Genomic DNA, 16,524 nt, shown 5'->3' with positions numbered 1-16,524 from the left:
TTATATTTAGTACTTGAAATCTTCCCAATAAGCATCATCTGCGAAGGCTTTAATCAGTGGGTCCGTTTTATACCAGCGAATAACATTAATCAACTGATTATGTAAATCCGCCCAGTCATAGTGTTCATTGTCCATTTCTATAAGTACAATGTTAGGATCCATATCAAAAAATCTTTCAATCTGTTCATCTTTTTTCAGTATTAAATCTGCAATCTCTCCTGCTTCTACATTAGTCAATGGAATTGGATCATCCATACCAAACTCAGCCAAATCCCCAATTTCATATTCCAATTGATCTTTTAATACATCAAATTCTTTCTCACATTTCGTCATCATTCAATTCCTCCGTAACTTTTTTCAGAGTATACATCGCATTTTAGATTTATGTTAATTTATTAAGAATATCTCCTAACTCGGAGTACATAGAATAAGATTTTTCTTAAATAAACAATAAAAAAACCACCCTAAAGTTATATTGAGTGGTTTCAACTTTTACGTTTTCTTTTTATTTCTTTTCGTTAGTTTTTTGAAATTCAATTAGGAAGTACTCATAATCATCAATAACAACAAGGAAATCATATGAAGCGTTTTGCAAAGGATAAGCTTTGTAACTGCCGTTCTTTATACTATTATAAATATCCCCTACATCACTTCTATCACAATGATTAATAATTTCATAATTTCCATTATGAACAGCTTTTAATGCTTCTTCTACATCTGCGAAGTGATTTCCAATAAAATCATTCACACTAGGATGGTCAATCCCGATAGCTCGGTTTATTATCTGAGTACTTAAGTCCATAGTTAATTCTCCTTTAATTCTTTTTATTATGTATAGCATAAATCCGAAGATAAGGTTAAAAGTTTCCCAATTAAACAAATTAGTGCGCTAACAAAATTGTTATTAGTAATATCTAATAGTTCTACTAAATATAAGAAGCAACCGATAATCGTTATACGATATATTCAGCCGCTTCTTATCTACTACATAATTACTTCACAACAGAGTATTCAAGTATAAACTTAGGAACTCTAGAAACCTGAGCAATTGGTGCTGCAAATATCTTCTCAGCAGTGGAAGTCGCCACTTGCACAATAGAGACTCCTCCTCCGCTTGTAACTGATTCTGGATTTAGCTGTGAACCCGGTATGATGAAATAGTTAGTTGTATAAATACCTATGTAATACTTTTTATTTGCATCAATTTGAACAGGACTAAATTTAAACTTTATATTCCTCCAATTTGTACCTCCAAAAAGGATTTTTTCACCTTCTACAAATTGCTTACTTTCTACTACGATTGATTGTTTCGCATCCCATACCCCTATCTTCACATCATTAGGTATAGTAGTATTTTGTATAAAAAATGAAAGTGAATTTAACCGTATTTTATGATCAGTTACAATAGATGTCCCTATTGTTCTTTCCTTGTCCCCGAAATTCAGGCCAACTGGAATGCTATTATTTAGAATCACAGTTTTAAATGAATCTGGATTTATTACAGGGTTATTAGCATTAGAATCGTTACCACCAGGAGGAGTAAAATCCTCATCTTTTAATTCATCAGAAGGGTTACTACTTACTGCTACTTTTACATTTCCAACCATATTATTATGCCACTCTACCAATTGACTACGTAAACCTGGGAAAATAAGAACTGAAGCAACCGCGATCATCCCTAATAGAATAAAATAATCCACGAGTGCAGCATTTTGTTCTTTTGCAAAGCGTTTTAGCATCCTAACACCCCCTTTGCAACTTATATATCTGATAATTCTTTCATTTCAACTTAAATAATTAAAAAAGCTACTTCATATAGAAAGTAGCTTTAAATATTTATTTTTTTGAGACGGGCTGAAAACTATTGAGTTCAATGATTTCACGATCACCACATTCGCACGCAATAACCCATTCACCTGTTTCGGTTGTTTCTAACTTTTCAACTTTATTTTCCTCTTTGCACGCATTACAAATAAATTTAATCATTCTAACTATCTCCTTTGATGTTTTATTTCATTTTCTCTATAGCAGTCCTGATATTAATAGTTCATTACAACTGGTTTAAAATCTTTATCAGTCATTCTGATAACATCATCCATTTTCTTTAAGAACCACATATCCTTAGCGATAGCTGTATCCGTAATGTCTTTAACTACTTTAGCGTTATTAAGTATATTTAACATAATTTTTTCTAAATCTTCGCTAGCAGGATCCCAGTGCCATTGAGTATGAGAACCAGTATACAAATTAACACTTTTTCCGGTATCTAGATTTAAATAAAACGTTTTAGTCGAAGTCCATACTGTACTAGTACGGTAGCTTACCATACGGATATTTTTATATGCGATTACACTTCTGATCTCTTCAAATTTGATTGTCATTGTTTTCTGCTCCTTTAATATCTTTGCTATATATAGTCTTAGTTTGAGAATCTACTAAATCATCAACTATTTCTACACTTTAATTCAATACGGCTGGATTAAAGTCTTTATCAGTAATCTTCAATACCGCTTGCATTCTATCTTCAAACCATTTATTACCCACGACATCTTCAAAAGAGAAGATATCCATATCTTCAATAGGACATTTTTTTACATATTCCAATAGATAAGCGATTTCTTCTTCAGATAACGGTTTATAATTCCATTGTTTATCATTACGAGCATAAAAGTTTACATATCTTTCTGTTTCTACATTGAAATAAAACGTCTCCCAACTACCTAAATCCTCACTTCTTCGGTAACAAGTCATAAGAATGTTATTATTGTATTTAGATACCCACGTAGTTTCTTCAAATTTGATTGTCATATAAATCTCTCCTTAAAATATGTATTTTTATATTTTTTATGTTTTATAAGTTTTAATGAAAATGTCTAATATTGATTGTTTTAAAATAGAAATACCAATTCCTCAGCATCTTCAGCTGTAACTTTAAATACTGAATCAATTCTATCCCTAAACGCACTATCGTGTTTGTAAGCTCCATCACCAATTTCGACGATTTTTGCAGCTCCCTTTAAGATAGATAACAATTCATTTTGATATTCATCTGAAAGTCGAATAAATCTCTTTTCAGTGATAAAAGAAGTATGGATCGTAACAAATTTACCTGTGTCTTTATTTAGGTAAAATGTATCCCAAGCATCTCTATCTTCACTTCTTCTAAAACTCACCATTAAAATATTTTTATACAAGTGAACCTCTGTAATTTCTTCAAATTTGGTTGTCATATCAATCTCTCCTTAATTTTCTTTTATTTTTATCGTTTAGACACAGACGCAACAAACTTTCTTCCTTCTCTTTCGAAAACAATTGTTTTACGGAGTTCAACTTCTGCCACTTGCGTTAATGCTCCAAATACATAAGTTGCATTTCGTTGACGATTATATGTGCCATTTTCTGTTACAAAGCACACACCTTCTTTACTGTTTGGAACTAAATATAACAGTTCATTTTCAGCATCATATTCAACTGAAAGGTGAGTGTATTTGGATCCTTCTATATCTTGTAAAAGCTCTTTGCTCACACCCATTTTAATATTATTACTCGAATTCCCAGACGGAATGAAAGTAACTGTACATCCAACACCTTTTAGTTTTGATTTTTCACCAATCTTAATAGCTTCCTTTTTTAGTGTAACTTCATCAAATTTAATAATAGTCATTTGTAATAACGCTCCTTTTATTTTTTTAATATTGTATCCATAAAATGCGTTATTTGTAGAAAATATAAAAAAACAAAATATGTAAGTAGCTTGTTAAGAGAAAAAACAAAAAAACAGAGCCGATAAGGACTCTGTTTTCTGAATTAATTATATATAATTTACGATACAAACCTACCGTTCTTCATCGTAGATAGGATCTAAATACAATTTTAACACTCTTTCTAAAATCCCGCGCATTCTAATATCTTCACAAATGCTCCAAGTAATTAAAACTTTCCCTTGGTTTTCTAAAAACGCTCTTTTGCTTAAAGAGCCATTGTTTCCATACATTTTCCTGTAATGACGTTTAATTCTACTTATAATGTTTTCAGACGATCCAATATAAATTACTTTTTTACTTTCTAAATTACGAATTACATAAACACCTGGTTGATCCTTAGGAATAGAAGCATTAATTACCTTTAATGTTTCTTTCTTTTTAGTTTCATCAGGAATTTGGAAATCTAAATGAAGTTGTTTCCATCTATCACTTTCAAAATCTAAAAAACCTTCACTCAGTAAAAACGTTTTCAATTTACTTTCAAAATCATCCACATTACCATCTTGAACCACCATATACCATCCCACTCCTTAATTCATAGGAATTAAAAGTATAATAGCCGTTAGGCCCAAACTAATCGTTCCGCAGAAACAGTTCTTGCTACAAGCCCTCTGTCACCCTTGTTTTTAATAATAAGCTTTTCTCGTCCACGGTAATAAACAGACGACACCGTATTCTCCGAAGGCGCGTGCCAAACAATCAATAATGACTCAACATCAGAAAGCTTTTGAGTAGAATATCTACCTCTGTCAGGATACTCTAATAGCCCCATTCTAATAAAGACTTGACCTCTTACGGTATGTAGCCAATCATTATAATGTTCCGTTAGTCTTTCGTAAAAACTCCTAGTAGTCTTACCAATGTAAATTAAGGTTTCTTTGCCACCATATAGTCGATAGATAGCATAAATTCCTTTTTGGAGCGCTAAGGGATTTGTGTGTAAATCTTCTAAACTAGATGGCTTAGACCATCTAATATTAACTGTTGTCATTCTTTCACCTCATTATAAACGTTCATTGTTTCATTTCATTTTCTTTTCATACTAAAAATCTCTCTATTAAGATTCAAGGAATACTTAATTACTGTAATTAGTATACTACTTTACATACTCATAAGTGAAAAAATATCTCCATATAAAAAAGGCGTCAACGTAAGTTGAACACCCCCTCAATATAATGTGAATTTAGTTTAACTTACTAATTATTAAATCTAAAATGTTATATTCAGTCTCTGAAAGCATACCACTCTCTTTAAGTTTAGACATATTGAATGTCACGACATCATCATTCCGTTCAAATACTACATCTTCACCATTAGAAATACCTAACAGATAATCCGCTGATGTTTCCAGTGCTTTACTAAGTTCTCCAATTAGCTGTCTACTTGGCATAATTTTTCCAGACTCGATTTGAGATATAGTTGATTTTGATTTGTTTACTTTGTTAGCTAACACTTCCATAGTCATTTTTTTATTCATTCTTACTAAATGCACTCGTTTTGCAGTTATATTCACTTACAAACTCTCCTTGCAATACAATTTATTTTATTATAACAGCAAAGAATAAATATTAATTAATAAGAAGTCAATTATTTCTTCTTAATTAGGTCTATTAGATGCATTAACTCATCCAGTTTTTCCATATATGAGAGTAACCACTTTTCTGTACCAGAATACAACGAACCGATAATCATTTTCTGTTTCATTATCATTTCAAACATAAAATCAACTTTTTTTATCAAAGCCGGATCCACACCATTTTTACTAGCCGAAAGTGCTTCATCAATTTCTCTCTTTATTTGTTTTAAAGTGTCTTCATATAACAAGCTCAACTATCCATCACTCCAAATTTTCAGTCTATATAATTATGATACTATTAATAAATTTGCAATTGGAAAACTCTTATTTACCGTATCGATATTTACAAGCAGCCTAATTATTCGCTAACAACATTTATAAACAATTATTTGGAGCTCTGTGACCTATGCAATGTAAAACGATGCAATGCATTACAAAACAATGCAATGCATTGCGAAATAAAAAAATAAGAAGCTAACCGCCTCTTATTTTGCTATTCGTACTCTTTTCTATTTCTACGTTTCTCCTTAAAGTTGTCCCACTTTTCTATTCCATTCTTATAAATGAGTGGTAACCAGAGAATCAGTATGAATGGTATAGCAATAAAATTAGGACAGAATCCACCACCGAAATTAAAATTCCACATTCCAACAGTGATCCGTTCTATAACTACCGAAATAATCATTATGAGAAGCCCGATTAATAAATATATACCTATACAATATGAGAAAATCAATAACAACTCCTCCTTCATTCCCTACATTTATTATTAATCAAAAACAGATAAAAATTGAAAAAAGATATAATAAATTAGGGACCAATAAAGGAAAACAGAAAGTTGTATATGTTATAAAGACAAAAAGTAGTAAACTAATTTTACAGTAATAACTTTTTATAAAGGAGCTACATAATGGCAAATACACATACTTTTACAAAAGGTGAAGAAATCGCTAATTCCATCACTCACGGCTTGGGTATACCACTTAGTGCAGCAGCCTTAACATTGTTAATTGTATTTTCATCAATGTACGGGAATGTTGAACATATCGTAAGTTTCTCTATTTATGGGGCCACTATGCTCTTTCTATATTTAGCATCTACCTTGCTACACAGCTTCCCAGCAGGACGCGTAAAAGACCTTTTTGAGATATTCGACCACTCTTCAATTTATTTCTTTATAGCGGGTTCATACACTCCGTTTATGTTAATTGTTGTTAAAGGTTGGATCGGGTGGACTTTATTAGCGATCGTGTGGAGTTTGGCTATTGGGGGAACAATATTTAAGTGTTTCTTTGTAAAAAAATATTTATATGTATCAACACTGTTATATGTCATAATGGGATGGTTAATCGTCTTAGCGTGGAAACCATTAGCATTAAATTTATCTACTTCAGGCTTAACACTCTTAGTAATTGGCGGTGTTGTTTATTCGTTGGGATCCATCTTCTATATTTGGAGAGGATTCAAATACCATCACGCTGTTTGGCATTTGTTCGTTATTGCAGGTAGTTCGTTACACTTCTTTTGCGTACTTTTTTACGTTTTACCACTATAAATCATAATAAAAGACAAATAGAATAACGTGTTTTGGAAAGAATATTTTCTCAAAGATTGTTGCTGTAAAAACTAAAAGACAGATTTAAACTACAAAATGTGTAGGATAAATCTGTCTTTTCTGTTTGATATTTCGTGAATATAAAATTTAAAATATTTCACTTACTTCTATTTATAATACCTATTTTCTTGGTGGCCAAATGAAATTTGAAATAGATATGATAAAATCTATTCCCAGTACTATTGACCATACTTTTAATGTATCAAAAAGTATAGAGGTACGGTCTGCATCATTTACTAAGTATATCAATATAAATAAAAATCCTGCTCCGATGATAAAAGCTAATAAATGCTGAAAAGACCCTTTCAAAGAATTACGAGCATATGCGTAACCAGTCTTTTTTTCAGGTTTTGTTCCCTCTTTTTTTATGTAGTATAAGAACCTTACATCAGCCCAACGAACCATACTCTTTCCAAAAGCAATCGAGACACCTAAATAGATAGCAGCAATTGCGTGATACTTAGTTGGTTCTCCACCCTTTAATAGATCTATAGCAGTTACGATTAACAGAAACAAATCAATCACGGGTGTTAGAAGTAAAAAGAACGAACCCATTTTTTTAAAGTTAAATACATAACGTAAAGTTAGACCGATTATTATAACAATCCAAAAACCAATTTCTGCCGCAACAATTGACCAAGTAATAAAATTCAATTTACCACCCCACACTTTTACATACAAATAATCTAGTTATACGAAAAGAGCATTTGGAAATGAACAAAACACGTTTTTTCTATTTAAAAGAATCAGGAGACATCATAAAGACGCTATTCATCTTATCCCAGAAGGAATTATCCGGACGTTTTATACCTTTTTCATACATTCCTATCAACGTAGGATCATAGTCTAGCTCTTTTGAAAATTGAGGGATTGTTAACGAATTGTTTAGTCTAAATTCTCTTAGTTTCCAACCTTTAGCTGATATTAAAATTTTCAACACCCCTTATAATATGATTAAATTTAATTTTTTATTTCTTCTCACTAACTTTTAGCCGTTTCGCATTTACAAAAAACGCACTTCCAATTAGAAATATCCCTAATGAAATAAACATTGCTATCCCTGAATATTCATTATTAAACACCGTAGTATTAAGTAAAATAACAAACATCATTAATACAAGCGATACATATAACCCATTAATATATTTCACTTATTACCCCCCTTTGGAATAGTAACGATCTGGTCCTAAGTTTTAACGGTTGTATTTTACTTTTCACTTATACATATCTGCGCACTTAATGTTCCGAGAAATGCCGCCATTATAACACTAAGGATCATATTTGTAACTGACTCACCAATTCTCCCACTTGAATGCATATGGCCATATAGATAAAAAGCGCCACTAACAGTACCTATTCCCACACCTGGGAGCAAATATATATAATTACTCGATTGAACCAGCCGCAAATAAGATGAAAAAACATAAATAAATATAAACACAATAATAAAGATGAATATAGCGTTTTGCACGAGATCCCTTCTCTCCATATCCACTTATAAGTTCCGTACTTTAATAAGTATAAATTTTCCATACAGAAAATTCAATCTATTTCGTCGGTAGTACTTATCCTAACTCATAAAATAAAGCAGTAATTTAGTACATTTTCTAAAATAGATTATTTGCCCCACTATGCAATATTTAAACTATAATGCAAAAAACAATCGTAAAGGATGATATCAAAATGACAATAGATATGAATACACAAATTTGCAATTCAATTAATAGTTTCACAGCTTCTGACATTAAAAAGTGGTGTAAATTTCAAGTAAATAATACTACCAAGTTTAGTTTTGAAGCGAAAGGAATGCTAGAAGAAATTTGGGAGAAACAGGTTAAGTTATCCAACCGACTACCTGAAGAAGATGTCTACTATTTTGTACGTTTAGACGGTATAACACCTTCAGAAGGAGCTCCAGGTTTCATTGCAGCAGTTTGGCTTGAAAGTGACGATAAAAAAAGCCCTGATGCAGTAATTAAGTTTACTTAATTTAATACGAATTAAATTCCTCTTAAAGACCTTATTTATTTTATTAAGGTCTTTTTTTACTTCCCTTTCATATGACTAAACAAATAAAAATAATTACATAGCCACATTTTAATATTTGTAATTTATTTCTATGCTAAGTTATATAATTTTAAAAAACCTAAGGGGGTATTCGGAATGGATGAAAACAACAATCAACAAACCATTGTTATTCACAACGAAACGAACACTGCGGCCACCGCGTCATTCGTACTAGGTCTTATCGGATTAATAATTGGGTTTATCCCTTACATCGGTTGGTTTATGGCACCTGTTTGGTTCTTAGCAATCATTTTCGGATTAATAGGAATGAGAAAGCAATACAAAAGAGGAACATCTCTAGCGGGTTTAATTCTAGGGCTGTTAGGTGCAGGATATAAAATTGGATTCTGGGTTGTTGCTGCCGGAGGATTGCTCGCTGCATTATCAGGGGCTGGTGACACTAACGCACAAAACCAACCAAAAAGTACATATGACAAGTTCATAGATACTACAAACGATTTTCAAGATGACACTCTATATTGGGAATTGAGTACAGGAGAAAAAAATGTTTATTTCTATGCAATGCCTGGCGATAAAAAAGAACCATTGTTAGGTCTAAGTGACCATAATGTGAGTGACGATTTAAACATAGCTGTAAAGGAATTCGATGAAAATCATTTTAAGGGAAAAGTAACACAAACCCCACCAGGAAAAAAGAAATGGCTAAACCAAAAGGCATCTGTAGAGAAAATTGATAATAAAACAATCCATATCACTATAGGTGACGAAAAGTTAACAATGGTGTATAAAGGCAATAAATAATATAAGAATTTGGACATTTTACCCCCTGTTATTATCGGAGTTTGTTTTATCTACGACACAAGATAAAACAAAATTTAACAAGGAAATAACTGGATGAATTCGAACAACCTCTATATAATAATATATAGGAGGGGATAAATATGTTAGATCAAATTGTTTGGGGAACACCTGCCAGCTTATTATGCTTAGGATTCTTCTTTGCAGGATTAGGAATCTTCACAAAAAGTGTTAAATCATATAAGAAAGATAATTAGAATTTTAAACATCAAATTGATACTAAAAAACCAGGAATAAATTTCCCGGTTTTTTTTATTTATTTTAATAATTACAGTTATTTTTTATTTAAGCTGCTCTATATAATAGACGGCAATTATACTAAAATATCGCCTCTATATAGTCCCTCTTCTATCAACGTTCTAATTGTTTTTTGTTGTAATTCATTAGCTCGCCCTTGCATACAAACGTTCCACAACGCAACACAGCCAGAAACCTCACATAACCACACCATATAGTCCCATTTATACTCATCTGGACATAGATCGTGTATCTCTTGTCTTTCTACATTTAACTTTTCACAAGCCATTTGAATTAACTTTTCTTGATGTGACGGAACTGCATACATTACTGTACCATCTTCCGAAATAATAACTTCAAGATAGTTTACAAACTGTTTCTTGTGAGTCTCAATATTGAAAGGTTGTCTCAATACTTTTTGATCTTCACTAAGGTCTCCAGTATCACCAATAAGTTTTAAAAATTCTTCCATATTCATTTTAATATACCTCATTTTCTAGTTGTTTTACTTCTCTATGCTTTAGATATACAAATAGTTTCATTTCCTATCAAGTCTACGTTAGTCTCTTGATCTCATTTTACTGCCAACAGACATTACAATTAGCATTAAGCCTAAACTAAGTAAATATAACATCTGTTCATATGGACTAGGTGCAAAGAATCTCGCACCAAATAAGACAACAGCAAATAACAAAATAAATATATCAAACTCCTTTTTAAAGAGCTCTTTAAAGTTGCTGTATCCGTATACTTTCTTTTTATCATTAAGAATTATTACTCCAGCAAGAATTAATACACCAGTGCCTATTACATAGATTGATTTATAATCGAAAAACATCGAATTAATCGTTACACCAAACATTGCTATAGCAATTAATAAGATGCCCATACGCAATTTTAAAATCATTATTACACTTCCTTTTTATATTTTATCGCTTTAATATTTTAACATACTTTTTTATAAATAAAATAAAAACCAGGTTAATTCCATAACCTAGTTTATCTTTGTAATAATAATAATAATTTTCAATTTAGTTCTTGTTTGTAAGTAAGCCTTAATGTACCACTCTTTATAACTCATAAGTTACTATCATTACTATTTTTAGTACTAAAAAGTAGTTACGAATTTACCACGATTATAAACACTTCTATAACCATTTAAAAGGTCTTTCCCCTTAGCTATAATCTCATTATCTTTAACGCTCTGAACGATTACCTTCCCAGTCAAACGACTCATAAATGGAACATAAATCGTAACCTCTATTGGTTCGAAGCTAAGTAACGCGTTTTTAAAAAATGCGGCCTGATCTTCTTCATATACTGTAAACTCTATCTTCCAACTCTCAAAGTCTGTTTTGTGTATGGATAGGATTGGCTGTTCTTCAAACCCTATTTCTTTTTTTAATCCATCGAAATAAACACGTTCCGCCATATGTTTCGTCATTATTCTTCCTCCCTTTAAAAATATATAATTTATTTATACTTATCACCACAAAGCCTATTTGTAGTGTATTCTATCCGTTTTACTTGTATTGTGACTATTTTATACTTGTCGAGAGAATCTGTCCATTACGATATTTTATTATTAATAAAATAAAAAAGGCAAAAAGAATAAAAATCTTTTTACCTTTTTATCATCTAAAACTTCATTTAGACAATAGTTATATCTTCCAACGTTATCATCGTTTTATCACTGAAAAATATAGATATTGTTTTTCCTTCTTGATTCACCCTTACGAAATCTACTTCTTTTTCTACACCATTAATATTGATCGTTTTCATACATTAACACTTCTTTCTTTTTTTGACTGTATTCTTGTCTTCTTATATTCTCTAGTTCTATCTCCTCAGGAGTAGCCAGAGATCTTATGTATGCTGCATTTGCCACATACTGTTTCTTGCCATCTTTGTACTCTGCAATGTGGAGGCTACCACCAATACTTTTATATATGGAATCGATTCTAATAACAGCCGTATAACCCTTATGCTCGTTATAACCATTCAAGGCCACCACATCATTAAGTTGATACTTAGTACCGCGTACACTAATTTCTCGTAAACTTTTATTCATATATGTACTCCCTTCAACCTTATACTTTAAAGAGGTGATGATATCCATCCAAACAGAGCGAACAGAAGTAAATATTGTATAAGAGCCATTGTGTAAATTTTTCTCCATAATTTCCGCTCAGATGCAGTTAATTTTTCATATGAATACCCTGCTTTCTTTTCAAACTTCAAAATTTGATAGCAGTATATTGTTAAACCAAATAAAATCACGAAAGCAAAAAAGCGCCATAACTTTGATTTTTCATAAGAAGAAAAAAGTATACCTATGTATACTTGCAGAGCTATGAATATTATGCCGAATATGATAATCACAGTTAATAAATTCCTTACGTAATAATCCATCGCATTAGACCCCTTTAACCTTTTTTAAATCCGTAAACAGCCAGTAAATAATAAATTGTAACAAGCTAATTCCAAAAATAAATAATAGTGCTCCACCATTTAGTGAACCGACAAATAACTTTAGTACCGAGATAGGATCAGTAAAGAGATGGATAGAATGAAAACGCAAGAACCGTCCTATAAAGACCCCTATACTTGATAAAATAATAAAAGCCCCTATACAAACATCTCTCCATTTAATATCTTTTGGCAAACTTTCAATTTGTTCTAACATAAGAATAAAATAATAAATTGCTAATAACACGCCACTAGTCAAAATAAAAAAGTTCCACCACTCTGTAATAACTAAGCCATTTAGATAATCGAACTTAAATCCATTTAAATGAATTAAATCCGTGACAACATAAAAGACATTTGGCGCCAATAATATAAATACGCCATAAAAGAAAGTACTCACAAAAATCTCTCTTTTCGAATTCACCTTAAATAAAGGTAAGAGAAATGAAATTTCTAAAGCTGCGAACGCGAGAAACATATTTAGAATCATATACGAGAATCTTGTATCTGAAACCGCAAGTATAGGTATATATATAAAGAAACTCAGTCTTGCTTTTAATCGGGTATTCATCATAAAACTCCTTAAAATAATATCTTCACAAGGACATAAACGCCTATATCCTTTTATAGCACCAGAATAAAGACCAATCCTTAGATAAGGATTTCTACAATTTTACGAATCTTTTCATTGTTAAGTCGATAATATCTTCTTTGCCCTTCTTGCCGAAATGTTACAATATTCTTCCCTCTTAAATACTTAAGTGCTGTAGATACATCTGCTTGAGGTAAATCTAATATACCCATAAGGTCAGCAACGTTATATTCTGTATGTAAGGTTAATTCAACTGCAATTTGCATTCTAACAGGGTGTGACAAAGTTCTAATCATTTCTAAATCTTCAATAGCAACTTTAATATTTGATCCTTTTGTATTCATTTTCTTTTCTTTTCCTTTCAAGATTAAATCAACACCCACCTAAACGTTTTATAACAGTGGTGTACAGATTGTCTACTTCCCTTTTGGGTATCACTAATGTGTAAAAAACAGCTCTTTAAATAAGGGCCATAACTACCCTTCGAGCTTTTTCACTAATTAGTCGATAATACATACGTTGAAGTACTGGACGGGAAGCCACAACATTTAGACGTCTCAAATCCATTAGAGCTATAGCAATAGTTGACCGAGATACACCTAAAATTTTCATAAGTTCAGAAACGCTATATTCATCAACTAAAGATAACTCAACAACTATTTGCATCCTAATAGGGTTAGATATCTTTTTAAGCATTGCTAAATCATTTTCAGAAACTGTGACTTCTAATTCATCTTCAAACATCTTTTTCTCTTTTCCTTTCGATACTGATTAAAATATGCTCAGCTTATTTTTCTCGATGCAGCAAACTCTAATTTAATTTAAATGGTTTTGTAGTATTTAGATCGCTTGGAGACATTGTCACTATATTGTCCGCCAGGTTAAGCATTGATTTTAGTGGAATGTCTTTTATGCTGCATCTATATCCCAATTCAAGTGTTAATGCCGTATTCTCACTCATATTGCCCTCTTTTTGAATTTCCTTCATTTGCATTCCAGCATTTCGGTAGTCAATATATTCTTCTAATGCCATACCCCCGTTATTATTTTCGGTTGTTAAAGGCTTTACCATATGCAAAATACCAGTTTCTTCAGTTGCAAATACAGCTGCCGCATCTGCCTCTCCTTTTTCAATGAATTTCTCCATTAATGTACCTTTTAAATACAGACCAAACATTAGTATTTTCTCTCCTTTTTATACGCTAAATAATTAACACCTTAAGAACTTAGATATAACCATTAATTAGTTCGAACACCAATTTCTTTATCTAATCTTTCTTCAAATACATCTCTTTGCTCTTTTGATAGTTGTTTATAGAACCATTCATCTGATACTAAAACCGTTGTAGATGTTCCATCATCTTTCTTAACAGTTCTTAATATCCAGAAACCTTTAGGCCTTTTATTAGATTGTTGATTCCACAGAGTCCTATTTATTTCTATATGCCCTTTACTCATCTTATCGTTTACCCCTATGTGTACAAATGTAGCACTAAAGGCACATACATTTTCACCAACACGTTCCAATACTTCTATAACCAGGTGCTCAAATTTGTATCTGTTGCTCATTAAAGTTGTTTCTTTAATCATCTTTTTCTCTCCTTGACTACCATTCTTTTAATCTCACACAAAAAATTAAGATAAACACTTCTTAGTTTTCTTCTTGTTTCTCCGAACACTCGCCACAAGTCCATTTATAACAATTACTAATAATAATTACAGGACCATTACTTTCTTTACCGCAGACCGAACAATTCATAATTTAGCCTCTTTTCGATAATCAAGGTCCATACTGTAAGTAAATTACGCTATTCCTTGATCGTGATACTCTCTACAATAATTTTATACTTGACTGTATAAATGCATTTGCACGCTATATTTTCACAAACACGAACTTCTTGTCCCAACCAATCTTGGAGTTGATAGGTGTTTTCACTATCACATTTTGGGCAAATTGTACTATCTTTCATTGAAATTCACCTCTTGTTTAATTACTTGTTACCAGCACTTCAAGTTTAGATACAAACTGTACTTTTGTTTTATCAAGAACGATTATTTCCTTTTCTCCACGTCTAAGGAATAGAGCAACAACATCTCTTTTTTTAACCTTATATTCAGCAATCTGATTTACGCCTCGTTCTCTAGCAAATCTTGCTGCAATTACAGGATCCAACGTATATGCAATCCAATCTTCTTCATTTGGTCTGTGAGCTCTATATACCGTAATAAAGTAGGGTAATTGTTCAAATACTTTGAGTTCACTTGGTTTCATTATGCATTTCTTACGGTTTGGCCGGTCACTACTAAATAGCTGCTTCCAAAGATTTAAATCTGAATGTCCCGCATAACTAACCCATAGCGTTGATAGAAAGAACCAATACCCATAATCAGAAAGTCCATTACACACTTCTGAAAAGTACTTAATTGCTTCCGGTGTCCCTTCTCTTTCTATGATTCCTTTACTTACTTTTTGATCGTATAGTTTCCAACGAAACCCTGAATAAATGTCCATTCATTTCACCCTTTTTCACAAAATCTGATCCAATACAATGAAGACTACGTTTGATTAATATACTTCAATCGTGATTGTTCCATCCTTTACTACGGTTATATTTCTAATCACATATTTCGGTACTCTATTGTTAATTTCAATCGTTTTCCCAATACTGAAAGAGTTTCTATCTTCAGTTTTTAACTCATCAAAACTAAATTCTTTTACTGTCCTATTAGGGAACATCACTTTAATAATCAAATCATTATCCTTCGATGGTTCACCCACGGAAACAATTTGTTTTTCATCAGATTGATCATTCTGATTTTCTTTTTGCATAGCAATATCTTGTTGCAATATTTCGATGTCAGCCAATAAAGCGCGGAAAAACCTATCTCCTTGCGGTACACCCCACAATTTCCCGTTTCTAGTGATTGATACAAAAGATTTCCCCAAATTATATTCAATTTCTGTACCATTGTATTTCGTAACATATTTCTTCTCATTTTCGAATTTCCCCAACTTAACCTCTCCTTACCACCAGACTATTTAACAAAAAAACATTTCTTATTTATTAAAGCGAATTGTTTTTTTGTTTTTTTCGGTCTTCGTACCAGTATTTTTTAAACTCTTCATCTATTAAAGAGAATTGATTGTAGTCAAATTCAGTTAAATTATTCTCGATCATATACTTTTTAACCAAGAAGATTACACGGATGATAACGGCTGTAGAACGCGACTTCATCGGCTCTCCACACCCACAATTACAAGGATAATCGTATTCGTTATAAGGTACATTCCGAATAATAAACCCCTCTTTAACGATATCTTCAACCTTTTTACCTGGACCCATTACATCACCTCTTTTGTTTTTTTGTTTCAACAACTATTAAT

32 protein-coding genes are annotated in these 16,524 nt (G+C 31.7%); 3 read left to right on the top strand and 29 right to left on the bottom strand.

Annotated elements, in window-relative coordinates; translation table 11 throughout:
* Positions 1-6: 6 nt before the first annotated feature.
* From VF726_RS12395 to VF726_RS12335, 13 genes are all read right to left on the bottom strand, one after another.
* A complete protein-coding gene (locus VF726_RS12395; RefSeq protein WP_440168416.1) occupies positions 7-336 on the bottom strand; it encodes a hypothetical protein in 330 nt (109 codons plus the stop codon).
* A 169-nt stretch (positions 337-505) separates the two neighbouring features.
* On the bottom strand, positions 506-802 hold the full coding sequence (locus VF726_RS12390; protein ID WP_440168414.1) for a hypothetical protein: 297 nt from the start codon (positions 800-802) through the stop codon (positions 506-508).
* Positions 803-992: 190 nt separating this feature from the next.
* Positions 993-1,739, bottom strand: coding sequence for a hypothetical protein (locus VF726_RS12385; protein ID WP_440168412.1), 747 nt, complete (start codon positions 1,737-1,739; stop codon positions 993-995).
* 97 nt (positions 1,740-1,836) lie between these two features.
* Positions 1,837-1,986, bottom strand: coding sequence for a hypothetical protein (locus tag VF726_RS12380; RefSeq protein ID WP_440168410.1), 150 nt, complete (start codon positions 1,984-1,986; stop codon positions 1,837-1,839).
* 53 nt (positions 1,987-2,039) lie between these two features.
* Positions 2,040-2,381 carry a hypothetical protein gene (locus tag VF726_RS12375; RefSeq protein WP_440168408.1) on the bottom strand — a complete coding sequence of 114 codons (342 nt, stop codon included), beginning with the start codon at positions 2,379-2,381 and terminating at the stop codon, positions 2,040-2,042.
* A 79-nt stretch (positions 2,382-2,460) separates the two neighbouring features.
* On the bottom strand, positions 2,461-2,808 hold the full coding sequence (locus tag VF726_RS12370) for a hypothetical protein (RefSeq protein ID WP_440168406.1): 348 nt from the start codon (positions 2,806-2,808) through the stop codon (positions 2,461-2,463).
* Between the two features lie 80 nt (positions 2,809-2,888).
* On the bottom strand, positions 2,889-3,230 hold the full coding sequence (locus VF726_RS12365; RefSeq protein WP_440168404.1) for a hypothetical protein: 342 nt from the start codon (positions 3,228-3,230) through the stop codon (positions 2,889-2,891).
* Positions 3,231-3,259: 29 nt separating this feature from the next.
* Entirely contained in the window at positions 3,260-3,664 is a 405-nt protein-coding gene (locus tag VF726_RS12360; protein ID WP_440168402.1) for a hypothetical protein, read from the bottom strand.
* Positions 3,665-3,835: 171 nt separating this feature from the next.
* Positions 3,836-4,279: a GIY-YIG nuclease family protein gene (locus VF726_RS12355; protein WP_440168400.1), complete on the bottom strand. Its 444-nt coding sequence runs from the start codon at positions 4,277-4,279 to the stop codon at positions 3,836-3,838.
* Positions 4,280-4,326: 47 nt separating this feature from the next.
* Positions 4,327-4,755: a GIY-YIG nuclease family protein gene (locus VF726_RS12350; protein WP_440168398.1), complete on the bottom strand. Its 429-nt coding sequence runs from the start codon at positions 4,753-4,755 to the stop codon at positions 4,327-4,329.
* Positions 4,756-4,947: 192 nt separating this feature from the next.
* Complete coding sequence (locus VF726_RS12345) at positions 4,948-5,256, bottom strand: helix-turn-helix domain-containing protein (RefSeq protein WP_440170168.1); 309 nt, start codon at positions 5,254-5,256, stop codon at positions 4,948-4,950.
* A 95-nt stretch (positions 5,257-5,351) separates the two neighbouring features.
* Positions 5,352-5,594: a hypothetical protein gene (locus VF726_RS12340; protein WP_440168396.1), complete on the bottom strand. Its 243-nt coding sequence runs from the start codon at positions 5,592-5,594 to the stop codon at positions 5,352-5,354.
* 239 nt (positions 5,595-5,833) lie between these two features.
* Positions 5,834-6,076 carry a hypothetical protein gene (locus tag VF726_RS12335; protein ID WP_440168394.1) on the bottom strand — a complete coding sequence of 81 codons (243 nt, stop codon included), beginning with the start codon at positions 6,074-6,076 and terminating at the stop codon, positions 5,834-5,836.
* A 174-nt stretch (positions 6,077-6,250) separates the two neighbouring features.
* On the opposite strand from VF726_RS12335, the gene trhA reads away from it, so the two are divergent.
* Entirely contained in the window at positions 6,251-6,895 is a 645-nt protein-coding gene (gene trhA, locus VF726_RS12330) for a PAQR family membrane homeostasis protein TrhA (RefSeq protein WP_440168392.1), read from the top strand.
* Between the two features lie 180 nt (positions 6,896-7,075).
* Here trhA and VF726_RS12325 read toward each other — a convergent pair whose 3' ends face one another.
* Together VF726_RS12325 and VF726_RS12320 are read right to left on the bottom strand one after the other, a co-directional pair.
* Positions 7,076-7,609 carry a hypothetical protein gene (locus VF726_RS12325; RefSeq protein WP_440168391.1) on the bottom strand — a complete coding sequence of 178 codons (534 nt, stop codon included), beginning with the start codon at positions 7,607-7,609 and terminating at the stop codon, positions 7,076-7,078.
* Between the two features lie 314 nt (positions 7,610-7,923).
* Entirely contained in the window at positions 7,924-8,106 is a 183-nt protein-coding gene (locus VF726_RS12320; protein ID WP_440168389.1) for a hypothetical protein, read from the bottom strand.
* Between the two features lie 532 nt (positions 8,107-8,638).
* Between VF726_RS12320 and VF726_RS12315 the strand changes: the two genes are divergently transcribed.
* Together VF726_RS12315 and VF726_RS12310 are read left to right on the top strand one after the other, a co-directional pair.
* Entirely contained in the window at positions 8,639-8,944 is a 306-nt protein-coding gene (locus VF726_RS12315) for a hypothetical protein (protein WP_440168387.1), read from the top strand.
* A 174-nt stretch (positions 8,945-9,118) separates the two neighbouring features.
* Positions 9,119-9,784: a hypothetical protein gene (locus VF726_RS12310; RefSeq protein ID WP_440168385.1), complete on the top strand. Its 666-nt coding sequence runs from the start codon at positions 9,119-9,121 to the stop codon at positions 9,782-9,784.
* A gap of 370 nt (positions 9,785-10,154) precedes the next feature.
* Here the strand turns inward: VF726_RS12310 and VF726_RS12305 are convergent, their stop codons facing one another.
* The 14 genes from VF726_RS12305 to VF726_RS12240 form a co-directional block, all read right to left on the bottom strand.
* Complete coding sequence (locus VF726_RS12305; protein WP_440168383.1) at positions 10,155-10,556, bottom strand: hypothetical protein; 402 nt, start codon at positions 10,554-10,556, stop codon at positions 10,155-10,157.
* A gap of 81 nt (positions 10,557-10,637) precedes the next feature.
* Positions 10,638-10,985 (bottom strand): hypothetical protein, encoded by a 348-nt coding sequence (locus VF726_RS12300; protein ID WP_440168381.1) that lies wholly within the window; start codon positions 10,983-10,985, stop codon positions 10,638-10,640.
* A 201-nt stretch (positions 10,986-11,186) separates the two neighbouring features.
* Positions 11,187-11,522, bottom strand: a complete 336-nt coding sequence (locus VF726_RS12295) for a transposase (protein ID WP_440168379.1) — start codon at positions 11,520-11,522, stop codon at positions 11,187-11,189.
* Positions 11,523-11,728: 206 nt separating this feature from the next.
* Positions 11,729-11,860, bottom strand: a complete 132-nt coding sequence (locus tag VF726_RS12290) for a hypothetical protein (protein WP_254919335.1) — start codon at positions 11,858-11,860, stop codon at positions 11,729-11,731.
* Complete coding sequence (locus tag VF726_RS12285) at positions 11,841-12,149, bottom strand: hypothetical protein (RefSeq protein ID WP_440168377.1); 309 nt, start codon at positions 12,147-12,149, stop codon at positions 11,841-11,843. Before VF726_RS12285 ends, VF726_RS12290 begins: the two co-directional genes overlap by 20 nt.
* A 26-nt stretch (positions 12,150-12,175) precedes the next feature.
* Positions 12,176-12,490: a hypothetical protein gene (locus VF726_RS12280; protein WP_440168375.1), complete on the bottom strand. Its 315-nt coding sequence runs from the start codon at positions 12,488-12,490 to the stop codon at positions 12,176-12,178.
* A gap of 4 nt (positions 12,491-12,494) precedes the next feature.
* On the bottom strand, positions 12,495-13,118 hold the full coding sequence (locus VF726_RS12275; RefSeq protein WP_440168373.1) for a DUF1361 domain-containing protein: 624 nt from the start codon (positions 13,116-13,118) through the stop codon (positions 12,495-12,497).
* An 80-nt stretch (positions 13,119-13,198) separates the two neighbouring features.
* On the bottom strand, positions 13,199-13,504 hold the full coding sequence (locus VF726_RS12270; protein ID WP_440168371.1) for an ArsR/SmtB family transcription factor: 306 nt from the start codon (positions 13,502-13,504) through the stop codon (positions 13,199-13,201).
* 94 nt (positions 13,505-13,598) lie between these two features.
* Positions 13,599-13,883, bottom strand: coding sequence for an ArsR family transcriptional regulator (locus VF726_RS12265; protein WP_440168369.1), 285 nt, complete (start codon positions 13,881-13,883; stop codon positions 13,599-13,601).
* Positions 13,884-13,950: 67 nt separating this feature from the next.
* The gene (locus VF726_RS12260; RefSeq protein WP_440168367.1) at positions 13,951-14,316 is read right to left on the bottom strand and encodes a hypothetical protein; all 366 of its coding nucleotides are present in this window, start codon (positions 14,314-14,316) and stop codon (positions 13,951-13,953) included.
* A 62-nt stretch (positions 14,317-14,378) separates the two neighbouring features.
* A complete protein-coding gene (locus VF726_RS12255) occupies positions 14,379-14,729 on the bottom strand; it encodes a hypothetical protein (RefSeq protein ID WP_440168365.1) in 351 nt (116 codons plus the stop codon).
* A gap of 397 nt (positions 14,730-15,126) precedes the next feature.
* Positions 15,127-15,651, bottom strand: coding sequence for a hypothetical protein (locus VF726_RS12250; RefSeq protein ID WP_440168363.1), 525 nt, complete (start codon positions 15,649-15,651; stop codon positions 15,127-15,129).
* Positions 15,652-15,705: 54 nt separating this feature from the next.
* The gene (locus tag VF726_RS12245) at positions 15,706-16,152 is read right to left on the bottom strand and encodes a hypothetical protein (RefSeq protein ID WP_440168361.1); all 447 of its coding nucleotides are present in this window, start codon (positions 16,150-16,152) and stop codon (positions 15,706-15,708) included.
* Positions 16,153-16,204: 52 nt separating this feature from the next.
* Complete coding sequence (locus VF726_RS12240) at positions 16,205-16,483, bottom strand: hypothetical protein (protein WP_440168359.1); 279 nt, start codon at positions 16,481-16,483, stop codon at positions 16,205-16,207.
* Positions 16,484-16,524 lie beyond the last annotated feature (41 nt).

It is taken from the genome of Bacillus sp. Brlt_9 (assembly GCF_051948935.1).
Classification (GTDB): domain Bacteria; phylum Bacillota; class Bacilli; order Bacillales; family Bacillaceae_G; genus Bacillus_A.
The sequence above is the reverse complement of the archived record's forward strand: the minus strand, read 5'-3'. Positions and strand labels throughout refer to the sequence as shown.

Bases quoted from the DNA above. Each gene is read 5' to 3' on its own strand.
- VF726_RS12380 (WP_440168410.1), bottom strand. From the start codon at position 1,986: ATGATTAAATTTATTTGTAATGCGTGCAAAGAGGAAAATAAAGTTGAA.
- VF726_RS12285 (WP_440168377.1), bottom strand. From the start codon at position 12,149: ATGAATAAAAGTTTACGAGAAATTAGTGTACGCGGTACTAAGTATCAA.
- VF726_RS12395 (WP_440168416.1), bottom strand. From the start codon at position 336: ATGATGACGAAATGTGAGAAAGAATTTGATGTATTAAAAGATCAATTG.
- VF726_RS12265 (WP_440168369.1), bottom strand. From the start codon at position 13,883: ATGTTTGAAGATGAATTAGAAGTCACAGTTTCTGAAAATGATTTAGCA.
- VF726_RS12315 (WP_440168387.1), top strand. From the start codon at position 8,639: ATGACAATAGATATGAATACACAAATTTGCAATTCAATTAATAGTTTC.
- VF726_RS12305 (WP_440168383.1), bottom strand. From the start codon at position 10,556: ATGAATATGGAAGAATTTTTAAAACTTATTGGTGATACTGGAGACCTT.
- VF726_RS12350 (WP_440168398.1), bottom strand. From the start codon at position 4,755: ATGACAACAGTTAATATTAGATGGTCTAAGCCATCTAGTTTAGAAGAT.
- VF726_RS12290 (WP_254919335.1), bottom strand. From the start codon at position 11,860: ATGAAAACGATCAATATTAATGGTGTAGAAAAAGAAGTAGATTTCGTA.
- VF726_RS12360 (WP_440168402.1), bottom strand. From the start codon at position 3,664: ATGACTATTATTAAATTTGATGAAGTTACACTAAAAAAGGAAGCTATT.
- VF726_RS12255 (WP_440168365.1), bottom strand. From the start codon at position 14,729: ATGATTAAAGAAACAACTTTAATGAGCAACAGATACAAATTTGAGCAC.
- VF726_RS12295 (WP_440168379.1), bottom strand. From the start codon at position 11,522: ATGACGAAACATATGGCGGAACGTGTTTATTTCGATGGATTAAAAAAA.
- VF726_RS12310 (WP_440168385.1), top strand. From the start codon at position 9,119: ATGGATGAAAACAACAATCAACAAACCATTGTTATTCACAACGAAACG.
- VF726_RS12375 (WP_440168408.1), bottom strand. From the start codon at position 2,381: ATGACAATCAAATTTGAAGAGATCAGAAGTGTAATCGCATATAAAAAT.
- VF726_RS12250 (WP_440168363.1), bottom strand. From the start codon at position 15,651: ATGGACATTTATTCAGGGTTTCGTTGGAAACTATACGATCAAAAAGTA.
- VF726_RS12300 (WP_440168381.1), bottom strand. From the start codon at position 10,985: ATGATTTTAAAATTGCGTATGGGCATCTTATTAATTGCTATAGCAATG.
- VF726_RS12390 (WP_440168414.1), bottom strand. From the start codon at position 802: ATGGACTTAAGTACTCAGATAATAAACCGAGCTATCGGGATTGACCAT.
- VF726_RS12240 (WP_440168359.1), bottom strand. From the start codon at position 16,483: ATGGGTCCAGGTAAAAAGGTTGAAGATATCGTTAAAGAGGGGTTTATT.
- VF726_RS12260 (WP_440168367.1), bottom strand. From the start codon at position 14,316: ATGTTTGGTCTGTATTTAAAAGGTACATTAATGGAGAAATTCATTGAA.
- VF726_RS12365 (WP_440168404.1), bottom strand. From the start codon at position 3,230: ATGACAACCAAATTTGAAGAAATTACAGAGGTTCACTTGTATAAAAAT.
- VF726_RS12370 (WP_440168406.1), bottom strand. From the start codon at position 2,808: ATGACAATCAAATTTGAAGAAACTACGTGGGTATCTAAATACAATAAT.
- VF726_RS12355 (WP_440168400.1), bottom strand. From the start codon at position 4,279: ATGGTGGTTCAAGATGGTAATGTGGATGATTTTGAAAGTAAATTGAAA.
- trhA (WP_440168392.1), top strand. From the start codon at position 6,251: ATGGCAAATACACATACTTTTACAAAAGGTGAAGAAATCGCTAATTCC.
- VF726_RS12385 (WP_440168412.1), bottom strand. From the start codon at position 1,739: ATGCTAAAACGCTTTGCAAAAGAACAAAATGCTGCACTCGTGGATTAT.
- VF726_RS12275 (WP_440168373.1), bottom strand. From the start codon at position 13,118: ATGAATACCCGATTAAAAGCAAGACTGAGTTTCTTTATATATATACCT.
- VF726_RS12280 (WP_440168375.1), bottom strand. From the start codon at position 12,490: ATGGATTATTACGTAAGGAATTTATTAACTGTGATTATCATATTCGGC.